The organism is Marisediminitalea sp. (assembly GCF_984433645.1).
Map to the genome: position 1 here is coordinate 14811 of NZ_CFIDRX010000055.1, position 9135 is coordinate 23945.

Below are 9135 nucleotides of genomic sequence, written 5' to 3' on the forward strand. Positions count from 1 at the left end.
CATGAATAGGCTACTATCTGTCGTTTGAAATGATCCCAAACAGGGGGATGGTTTCTAATTATAGGTACTTACAACGCGGAAGGATGACACACTTTGAGTTTGATAAAAAGCGCACTTATCTTAGGTGCCAGTGGGTTGGTGGGAAGGCAGTTGTTGCAGCAGTTACTCGATGACCCTCGCTATGCATCCGTTACCTGTTTGGTGCGACGACCGTTGGCAAAGCAACAATACCGTGATCCGCACAACAAACTACAGCCTGTGGTGATCGACTTTGAAGATCCGGAGTCCTACCAGGGCTACTTTACCGTCGATCATGTGTATTGCTGTTTGGGGACAACGCTGAAGCGTGCTGGCAGTAAACAGGCGTTCAGAAAGGTCGATTTTGAATATGTACACGTCGCTGCGCAATTGGCCCGGGCCCAGCGTGCTAAAGGTTTCGTGTGGATCTCTGCGGTGGGCGCCAATGCCAAAAGTAAGCACTTTTACTTACGGGTGAAAGGCGAATTGGAAAACGCGATTCTGCGCATGCCCCAGTTGGAGCATGCTGCAGCAGTGAGACCAGGTGTGTTGATTGGTGAGCGAGAAGGGGATGAGCGCATGCTGGAACGCGTGACGGCGAATACCCTGACGTTACTTAAGCCAATCATGGTTGGTCCCCTTAAAAAATACCGTGCTGTGTATCCTGAGCAGGTGGCGCGGGAAATGATAAGACTGCAGCCGTTTTCATAGCGTAAGAGGTGGATGTTTCGGTGACCAAACCGGCAGGATTTCAATGTAAGCAGTTTTTCGTTGCGCATGAACAGTGCGCGATGAAAGTCGGCACCGATAGCCTGATATTAGGCAGTATTGCCGAGCCAGTTCACGCCAGGCGTATTCTGGACATTGGCACAGGCAGCGGCTTACTGGCTCTGATGATGGCGCAAAAGTCCGATGCCAACTGCACAGTGGAAGCGGTTGAACTTGATGAACGGGCTGCATTACAAGCGGAGACTAACTTTGCTCAAAGTCCCTGGGCTGAGCGTTTATGTGTTAAGCGAGAGGATATTGCCCACTTCGAGCCTGACGCTCGTTATGATCTTATCATTTCCAACCCGCCCTATTTTGCCGGGCATGATGACAGAACCCGCGCATATGAAACCATGGACGAGCAGAGAAAACTCGCACGCCTCGAACATGGCTTGCGGATTGAGGATTTCTTCAGGCACTGCGCCAGGTTACTGGCTGGCGAGGGGAGTGTTTATTGCGTCTATCCTCATCAACGGCATAACGATGTGGTTAATGCCGCAAGTGATGCCGGGTTATTCGTTGATCAGCGCTGGGATGTTCACAATAAGGCAGACAGTTTGCCAAAGGTCAGTGTCTATCGATTGTCTGCCATGGCTTCTTTTACACAGATACACTCGCTAACGATAAGAAACGAAGACAACAGCTACACCGATGAGTTTAAGACTTTGTGTCAGGCGTTTTATCTGAATTTTTGACAGGCACAAAAAAAGCGCGATAAACGCGCTTTTTTCAAGTCAATTCTGGTTTAAGACTTAACCAGTACAGATACCTTGTTGATACCCGCTTCTTTTGCCTGGTTCATTACCTCAACCACAACACCGTGTTCAGTGTTCTCGTGGGCCTGGATAGCCGCAGAGTCAGTTGGGTTTTCAGCCAGGTAAGTCTGAATGTTTGCGATAACGCGACGGATGTCAACTTCGCGGCCATTCATGATAATGGTACCCATCTCGTCGATGCGAATAGACAGCGACTTAGAAGGATTGTTTGACTGATTTTTGTTCTCAGGACGATTTACATCTAACCCTTTCTCTTTAACGAAAGACGTGGTTACGATGAAGAAAATCAACATGATGAACACGATGTCCAACATGGGAGTCATGTCGACCTGTGCTTCATCATCACCGGATGTATGCTTTTTTCTTTTCATTTGGTTTTCTAATCTCTAACACTTGTGCGCCTAGTATACTGTTTGTAACAAAAAACTGTAGTGATTTGTACAAAGAAATTACCAAGGTGCGATGGATTTAATGCATTTGTCGATAACTTTCGTTAGAAAACGACACTATTTAGCAGACAGCGCCATACCAAGTTGGTAAAAGTAAACCCTGAAGGCATCGTTTAGCTGTGATCTCAAGGTACCATGAGGATAAATGCCAAGTCTAGCCTCAGCCGACATTTTTGTGCCCTGAACCAGGAAGGCATTTTTGATGGTTTGGTCCTGAATACAGGCTTCAAATGCGCGTGCTGCAAGCTCTTGAGGAGTCGCAAAATAGAAGCATTTCAATGCTTTATCAGCTTCAACTGAACGCAATACATACTCGTTGGGTGAATGGCCGTCGGCCGACAGAAACAAGATCTGAAAACAGGCTGCAAGCTTGTGATTTAGCGGGTGATCCACCAGATCCGCGTCGTCCAGCCAGCCCTGAGAGGCAAACGCAGTGGGATGAGGTCTTACCAGAAATTTTTGGCTGATATAATGGTCAAACGCATGGAACCATTCATGGGCAAGGGCGCCGCCGCCCGCGTTTTTCGCCAGCGCCAGCTGACGTTTAGCCGGATGATAATGCGCGTTGGCGTTTTTTTGACCGCCGGTGCCAAAGGCCAGCGACAGCGATCCGTTCAATGACACCACCTGTTCGTTGATCTGTAAAATGTCGATCAGATCGTACAGTGCATCGAAAAACAGGTTGGCCGCGATCTGTTGTTCTTTTGCTGTCACCCAGCGACCAATAGTAATGGACTGGAAGCCAAACATCCGGCGGATGTCGTGAAAGCTGACATCCGCGCCATCCCGATGACTTTGGCCATTACGATAATAGTGCTGGTGTAAACGTCCGGGTGGGGTGTTAGAGCTCACTGAGTTCGGTTACGAGTTGTTCACACCAACGTGCAATGCGTTCGTCGGTGAGTTGAAACTGGTTTTCGTCATCCAGTGACAGGCCCACAAATTTACTGTCGTTCTCGATAAGCGCTTTGGATTTAGCAAATTCGTATCCTTCATTCGCCGTGTAGCCAATGAACTGACAACCTGAAGGGGCAATCGCATCGTGTAGCATGCCCAGCGCGTCCTGGAACCAGTCGGCATAGCCGTACTGGTCACCCAAACCAAATAACGCAATGACTTTGCCACTTAGCGGGAGCTGATGTACCTCATCCCAACTGGATTCCCAGTCTTCCTGCAATTCGCCGAAATCCCAGGTGGAGATACCCAGAATTAAAATATCGTACTGGGCGGTTTGACTGAGTGACACATCCTTGATGTTGTGTAAATCCACAACCTGCTCATCAAACATGTTGTTTAACTGTGCCTGAATTTTTTCTGCGGCCATTTCGGTGTAGCAGGTGGTGGAACCGTAAAACAGGCCAATTTTCAGTGCGGGATCACTCATTGCGTTGCATTGCCTCGCTGGTTAGTTATCGACATCGGACTCAGGCGGGAATTCTACCGTTTCTCCGTCACTACACAATGCTAAACAACGTACTTCCTCGCAATCTGGATCGATCAGCAGCTGTCCAATGGCAGCACGATTCAGTAGCGCCTGGTTTGGCGCGCAGTCTGGGTGGCGGTCGTGGACCGACATATTGCGCCGACGGGTGAAGATATTCAGCGGTGAACGGGCACTGTAAAACCATTGGTTCAGCGTGTCCAGACAGCGGATAAGCGTATTCGGAAAGGTATTTTTAATGCCGCTGCAGGTGAACTGTGTGATTTTGGGGCTGTTACGGCGAAACCGCAGTCGCACGTCGTACACAAACGAATAGTGCACATCACCAGACAAAATAATAAAGTGCGGCGGTGTTTTGTAGTGTCGGAAGATATTCAGGATCACGCTGGCGGTGCCCTTATGCGCCATCCAGTTTTCGGCATCTACGGTTAACGCTTTGCCGGCCAGGGTAAACAGCTTCTGAATAACCTCGATAAACTTAACCCCATATATGGGTGCGGCTGACACCACAATCACGGCGTCTTTACCGAACGTTTGTTGCTGAAATTCACACAGGGCTTCCCAGTCCATCAAGCCCGAGGGTTTGTTCAGGCTGGATTCACTGCGCCAGCGACGGGTACGGGTATCCAAAACCTGCACGGGCGGCTGGGTGTCTAAGCCGTAATGCCATTCTTCCCAGTCAAATAACGCATCGATGAAGTCTTCATGCTTTGTTAGTCCGTCGGGAGTAAAACTCTCTGAGGCCAACTGGTATATTGACTCAAACTTCTCCGGTGAATTGCCCCAACCCTGACACAACCAATAACCCGCGAGCGCGTTACCTACCATTCGGCGCGACAACGGATGTCCGTAGACTTCCTGTTCCCAGCCCCGGGTCAGGTTCCAGTCATCGGTCACATCGTGGTCGTCGAAAATCATGTAGTTTGGAATATGCGCGAATGCGCGGCGAACCTGGGTTAACTGGCTGGCAAATGCTTCTATTATGCCAAGTTCCTGTTCAAACTTGCTGCGAAATGCAGGAGGGACTTCTTCTGCATTAAACGAAATCTCTTCCCAAGGTGAATCGGACCATACCAACAGGTACATGGCCAACACTTCCGCCAGACCAATCAAGTGGTTTTGGGCGTTTACCGAGGTAAATACCGGTTTCTTTTTCGCGCCAAAAAAGAGCTTGGAGAGTGCGGTATTCGTAGCAACCTGCGGCAGTATTTGTTGCCGGTGATAATAGCAATAGGGGTGCCCAATCAAGTCTTCGGTATTGGGGATGACAGCTTGCTCTAGATTTTCGTGAAACAAACCGTAGTTGCTAACCGTTTGCAACACCGCTTGCAGCATGGGACCGGCCACGTCGTCGGCGTATATCTGGTCGCCGGTCATGATCATCATGTCGGGACGTTTTTGTTCGCCCGCTAATTCCCGGGCTATGAGTTCATCCACTCGAAGCAAACTGTCATTGTCCTGATGATGCGGTTTGCGACAGGAACCATGGAGCACATTCGACAGCGTTTCAGGCACCCAAAAGTTGAGTGCACTTTGCCCAGGATACAGTAATGTCGACAGCGTGTGTTGCCAGTCTGTCTGCTGTTCGGCTGTGGCAAACTGCAGCTCATATTCAACACGCTGTGCGGTATCCAGCGGTTGCTCTGGCTGAAATGTCAGCAAGTTGATGAAGGCGTGCTCGCCAACCTGAATATGTTCATGTGTTGTATTTCCGGCGCAGGATTGTTGGCCGACTTTCACCGTGATGTCAGGGGCTACCGATTCTGAGGTAACCAGCCAAATCGTAAAGGCCTCACGGGTGGTGTGTCTGATCATCGGACCGGCAATGACCAACGGACGAGAAACAGAAATAACCAACACTCCTTAGAATGAAAACATGAATATGACTAATTGCGACGGCGACATACGTGCTACGGAAAGTATACGGGCTCTGCTGAGTGTGGTCACGTACGTTTGACTTGCTGTACGTTAGGTTCAACAGCCTTGACCCACCGCTTTCCATCGGCGAGGATACTGCCATTATCAACCCTATGATTGGGAAAGAAAAGATGAAATCAACATGGTTGTTGGCGGGTGCAGCACTCAGTGTGCTGGTGGCCTGCAGTGAAGCGCCGGCCGAAGCGCCAACTGAAGCCTCAATGCCAGAGGCGCCGAAGGCGGATCCTGTATTAGCCGGTAAATGGATTATGGAAGCCGACGGCGGCGTGATGCTAGACCCCCAAACGTCAGGGTTAACGCATCGTAACGGAAAGCTTTACAGTATTTCCGACGGCAGTGCGCTTAAGTCTCAACGCCTGCAAATTCACGAAATTGACCCTGCGAGTGCCACGCTATCACCAAAGGTTGATGCTATGTCGATGGCGGGCCGCGTGCGTCGCAGTTGTTTTGCTCAGTACTTGTCAGACGAACCGGACCTTGAAGCACTGGTCGCAGACCCGAATGACGACAATGTGTTTTACACCGTGACGGAAGATGCCACCCGCACAGGCGCGCTGTCCGATAACTGCCAGAAGCGCTTTGAAAATACCGGCTCGACCGACTATCCCACGCTGTTGGTCAGAGTGGAGGCGACTAGCGAGGGCCGCTACCGCATGACCCATGTCCGTCCGCTGCAATTCCCGCTTGAGTTTGCCGTTGGGGACTTTCCGAATGACGGCATCGAAGGCATGGCATTGAGTCAGGATGGCACCTTGTATCTGGGCCTGGAACGCGACAATGCCGGCAATCCGCGGATATTTACCGTGCAGTTAAATGATGAGTTCTGGCAACAAACTGATTTTGCGGTAGTGGCAGACCCAGCGCTGGCGGTTCCTACCTTTGACAGCGGCAGACATCCCATTAACGGACTCGAGTACTATTCGCCCGCCGAAGGAAAAGGCTTCTTGCTAGCAGCGGCGAGAAACGACAACGAACTCTGGGTTATTGACACGACTGGCGCATTGCCGACGAAGAAGATCAGCCTGCAATTCAGTGCGCCTTCTGGTGATCCGGTAAACTGTGCAGAGCAGGAAATCATGGACAACGCGTCTATTGAAGGACTGGCAGTGATTGGTGATACGCTGTGGCTGGTGAATGACCCATGGAAAGTTAATTACATGAAAAACCTGCAATGTGAAGCTAACCGCGCGCGTTACGAGGGCATGGCACCGTTGCTGTTTAATATGCCCATCGACGACGCCTGGTTTAAGTAGGGGGGACCTGATTTAGCCAGGTTTGAATAGTAAGCGCAGGAGGCATCTTGCCAACCTGCGTTGCCTGCTTATACTGCAATTTTTCGCGTCGAACCTGACACTGAGACCGGTGCGCCGGGTTCGTCTGTCAGAGCCACTGTAATGACAGACGGTGCGCCCATGTCTTCACCCTGATACAGCGTAATCTTACCGCCATGTGGCCATTGCTTATCGCGAAGGTAGCCTGCGAAGGCCGCTGATGCTGCGCCTGTGGCAGGGTCTTCAAGTACACCACCCGATGCAAACGCATTACGGGAATGAAACGTCTGCGCATCTTCGATGTACACCAGCATAATAGTCACCAGGCCGTGGCGATTCATGAGTTCACGACCGGCGTCCAGATCGTAATGCATGGCAGACAAGGTATCGCGTCGTTGCAGGGGTAATACGATGTGATCGGCACCGCCGTGAATTTTTGCTGGTGGCAGCTGTTCATCCAAATCTGTGACTTGCAGGCCTAGCAACGCCAACGTCTCGCTGAGTTCTTTTTCAGACAGCGCTCTACTGTAGGTTTGCGGCGATGTGAGTTCGGCCGCAATACCTGCTTCGGTTTGCGATGCGGTGACTTCAATATCCGCCTGATTAATTTTCAGCGCATAGGTACTCAAACCATAGGTTTCACCCAGTACCGAGCCCAGTGCAACCGTGGCGTGGCCGCAAAACGGCACTTCGGATTCGGGTGAAAAATAGCGTACCCGCCAGTGTTTTCGGTCGGCCGACAAAGGGTATGCAAAGGCGGTTTCCGAATACCCTACTTCTGCTGCAATGCGCGCCATATCCTTGTCGCTCAGTGGCTCAGTCAGCAATGCTACGCCAGCGGGGTTACCACCTTGTTCACCGCGGCTAAACGCGGCTACACGTTGTAAATTCATATGTTATGTCTCCAAAAAAATAACAAGCCGTCATGACGTTATGCAAAGGGTTGAGTGAATATTCGTTACATAGTGTAGCAAGGCGAATGCGCTGGATTCACTGTGATTTTGCGGGCTAATCCACTATATTGCTTTTGATATAGCAGTAAATTAGTACTTTTACTTTTCATGCTCAACAAGGTCAGGAGCACGATGACATGAAGACAATCGATCACCTCGATCGCGCTATTCTTGAGCACTTAAATTTGGATGCGAGACAGAGCTTCGCCGATATTGGAAAGCAGGTGGGTATATCCGGCCCGGCAGTAGGTGAACGTGTGCGACGTTTAAAAGACAATGGTGTTATCGACGGATTTGGCGTCGGAATCAATTTGCGTGCGTTGGGTTACACCTTGCAGGCGCTGGTGCGAATTAAGCCCCGCAGTGGCGAACTTCACAAAGTCGAAAAGCTGATAGCACAGCAACCGCGGTTTATGAGCTGTGAGCGGGTAACCGGGGATGATTGCTTTGTGGCAAAGCTGGCCCTCACCGATGTGGCAGAGTTAGATGACGTGCTGCTACCGCTGCACGATTGTGCAGAAACCCATACCTCGATTATTAAATCTCACGTTATAGAGCCGCGGTTACCACCGCTTATTCCAGATTAAATCAACAACAACAGGATAAGGAACGCCAATGAAATTATTACTCCGGACTTTGCTATTCATGACCTTGTTACCGCTAGAGTTCGCGCTGGCTGATGATGAAGCATCGGGTAACGTCATTACCTACCCATCTCGTTGCGGTATTCCTGAGCGTACAAAAGAAGAAAATCTGGCTAGCTCGGTTGAGAAGCGTCTGGTCTCCACCGGTGCACCCCGTTATCCCGCTAAAGCAGCACGAGACGGTATTGAAGGGTATGCCGTGCTTGAATATGACCTGTCCGCCGAAGGTAAACCCGTCAACATCAATGTGATTGAAGTCTCGCCATCGGATATTTTTGTGGTGACGTCGGTTCAGGCGCTATCAAAGTGGCAATATACGCCCGGAAAAAGTACCTGCCATGTAGTCAGATTGGATTATCAGTTCGAGTAACGCGTAGTTGCCCCCGGTATGTCGGGGGCTAATTATTTTTAACGCAGACGCTGAGCAAAGGTCTTTTTAAACTTCGCCAGTTTCGGTGCCACCACCATGGCACAATACTGGTTTTGCGGGTTGTTTTTAAAGTAAGACTGATGATAGTCCTCTGCCGCAAAGTAATTGTTCAGCGGGGTTACTTCAGTGACTACCGGGTTTGGCCAAATCTGTTCTTCGGTTATTTCTGCAATGATTTTTTCGGCTTCAGCTTTCTGTTCTTCGTCGTGATAGAAGATTGCGCTGCGGTATTGGGTGCCTACATCGTTACCCTGACGGTTTAATTGCGTTGGGTCGTGTAGCGCGAAAAAGATTTCCAGAATCTCACGGTAGCTGATTTGATCGGGATAATAGGTAAGCCTGACCACTTCTGCATGGCCCGTATCACCCTTACAAACCTGTTCGTAAGTGGGTGAATCCACCTCGCCTCCGGCATAACCAGACGTAGCCAGTTCAATACCTTGTACC

General features: G+C 50.2%; 11 protein-coding genes. 5 read left to right on the plus strand and 6 right to left on the minus strand.

Annotation, left to right across the window (positions count from 1 at the left end; translation table 11 throughout):
* The first annotated feature begins 102 nt into the window (after positions 1 to 102).
* A complete protein-coding gene (locus AC4MRN_RS09150) occupies positions 103 to 729 on the plus strand; it encodes an NAD(P)H-binding protein (protein WP_255052685.1) in 627 nt (208 codons plus the stop codon).
* A 20-nt stretch (positions 730 to 749) separates the two neighbouring features.
* The gene (locus tag AC4MRN_RS09155; RefSeq protein WP_491203099.1) at positions 750 to 1481 is read left to right on the plus strand and encodes a tRNA1(Val) (adenine(37)-N6)-methyltransferase; all 732 of its coding nucleotides are present in this window, start codon (positions 750 to 752) and stop codon (positions 1479 to 1481) included.
* A 50-nt stretch (positions 1482 to 1531) separates the two neighbouring features.
* Here the strand turns inward: AC4MRN_RS09155 and AC4MRN_RS09160 are convergent, their stop codons facing one another.
* The 4 genes from AC4MRN_RS09160 to AC4MRN_RS09175 all read right to left on the minus strand — a co-directional run bounded on the left by AC4MRN_RS09160 (position 1532) and on the right by AC4MRN_RS09175 (position 5267).
* On the minus strand, positions 1532 to 1933 hold the full coding sequence (locus tag AC4MRN_RS09160) for an ExbD/TolR family protein (protein ID WP_073325179.1): 402 nt from the start codon (positions 1931 to 1933) through the stop codon (positions 1532 to 1534).
* A gap of 135 nt (positions 1934 to 2068) precedes the next feature.
* Complete coding sequence (locus AC4MRN_RS09165) at positions 2069 to 2863, minus strand: CLCA_X family protein (protein WP_155013606.1); 795 nt, start codon at positions 2861 to 2863, stop codon at positions 2069 to 2071.
* Entirely contained in the window at positions 2853 to 3395 is a 543-nt protein-coding gene (gene fldB, locus AC4MRN_RS09170) for a flavodoxin FldB (RefSeq protein ID WP_255052671.1), read from the minus strand. Before fldB ends, AC4MRN_RS09165 begins: the two co-directional genes overlap by 11 nt.
* Before the next feature lie 21 nt (positions 3396 to 3416).
* A complete protein-coding gene (locus AC4MRN_RS09175) occupies positions 3417 to 5267 on the minus strand; it encodes a metallophosphoesterase family protein (RefSeq protein ID WP_491203102.1) in 1851 nt (616 codons plus the stop codon).
* A 233-nt stretch (positions 5268 to 5500) separates the two neighbouring features.
* On the opposite strand from AC4MRN_RS09175, the gene AC4MRN_RS09180 reads away from it, so the two are divergent.
* Entirely contained in the window at positions 5501 to 6643 is a 1143-nt protein-coding gene (locus tag AC4MRN_RS09180; RefSeq protein ID WP_155013607.1) for an esterase-like activity of phytase family protein, read from the plus strand.
* A gap of 68 nt (positions 6644 to 6711) precedes the next feature.
* On the opposite strand, the gene AC4MRN_RS09185 is transcribed toward AC4MRN_RS09180, so the two are convergent.
* Entirely contained in the window at positions 6712 to 7554 is an 843-nt protein-coding gene (locus AC4MRN_RS09185) for a PhzF family phenazine biosynthesis protein (RefSeq protein ID WP_491203100.1), read from the minus strand.
* Between the two features lie 197 nt (positions 7555 to 7751).
* Here AC4MRN_RS09185 and AC4MRN_RS09190 point away from each other — a divergent pair, with 197 nt between their 5' ends.
* A complete protein-coding gene (locus tag AC4MRN_RS09190; RefSeq protein ID WP_073325183.1) occupies positions 7752 to 8201 on the plus strand; it encodes an Lrp/AsnC family transcriptional regulator in 450 nt (149 codons plus the stop codon).
* 28 nt (positions 8202 to 8229) lie between these two features.
* Entirely contained in the window at positions 8230 to 8628 is a 399-nt protein-coding gene (locus AC4MRN_RS09195; protein ID WP_073325184.1) for an energy transducer TonB, read from the plus strand.
* Between the two features lie 38 nt (positions 8629 to 8666).
* On the opposite strand, the gene msrA is transcribed toward AC4MRN_RS09195, so the two are convergent.
* On the minus strand, positions 8667 to 9135 hold a 469-nt coding region (msrA, locus tag AC4MRN_RS09200; RefSeq protein WP_491203101.1), incomplete at its 5' end, for a peptide-methionine (S)-S-oxide reductase MsrA.

What these genes read in the sequence shown, in the direction of transcription:
- AC4MRN_RS09160 (WP_073325179.1), bottom strand. Translation starts at nt 1,933, where the DNA reads ATGAAAAGAAAAAAGCATACATCCGGTGATGATGAAGCACAGGTCGAC.
- fldB (WP_255052671.1), bottom strand. Translation starts at nt 3,395, where the DNA reads ATGAGTGATCCCGCACTGAAAATTGGCCTGTTTTACGGTTCCACCACC.
- AC4MRN_RS09175 (WP_491203102.1), bottom strand. Translation starts at nt 5,267, where the DNA reads ATGATCAGACACACCACCCGTGAGGCCTTTACGATTTGGCTGGTTACC.
- AC4MRN_RS09180 (WP_155013607.1), top strand. Translation starts at nt 5,501, where the DNA reads ATGAAATCAACATGGTTGTTGGCGGGTGCAGCACTCAGTGTGCTGGTG.
- AC4MRN_RS09185 (WP_491203100.1), bottom strand. Translation starts at nt 7,554, where the DNA reads ATGAATTTACAACGTGTAGCCGCGTTTAGCCGCGGTGAACAAGGTGGT.
- AC4MRN_RS09190 (WP_073325183.1), top strand. Translation starts at nt 7,752, where the DNA reads ATGAAGACAATCGATCACCTCGATCGCGCTATTCTTGAGCACTTAAAT.
- AC4MRN_RS09195 (WP_073325184.1), top strand. Translation starts at nt 8,230, where the DNA reads ATGAAATTATTACTCCGGACTTTGCTATTCATGACCTTGTTACCGCTA.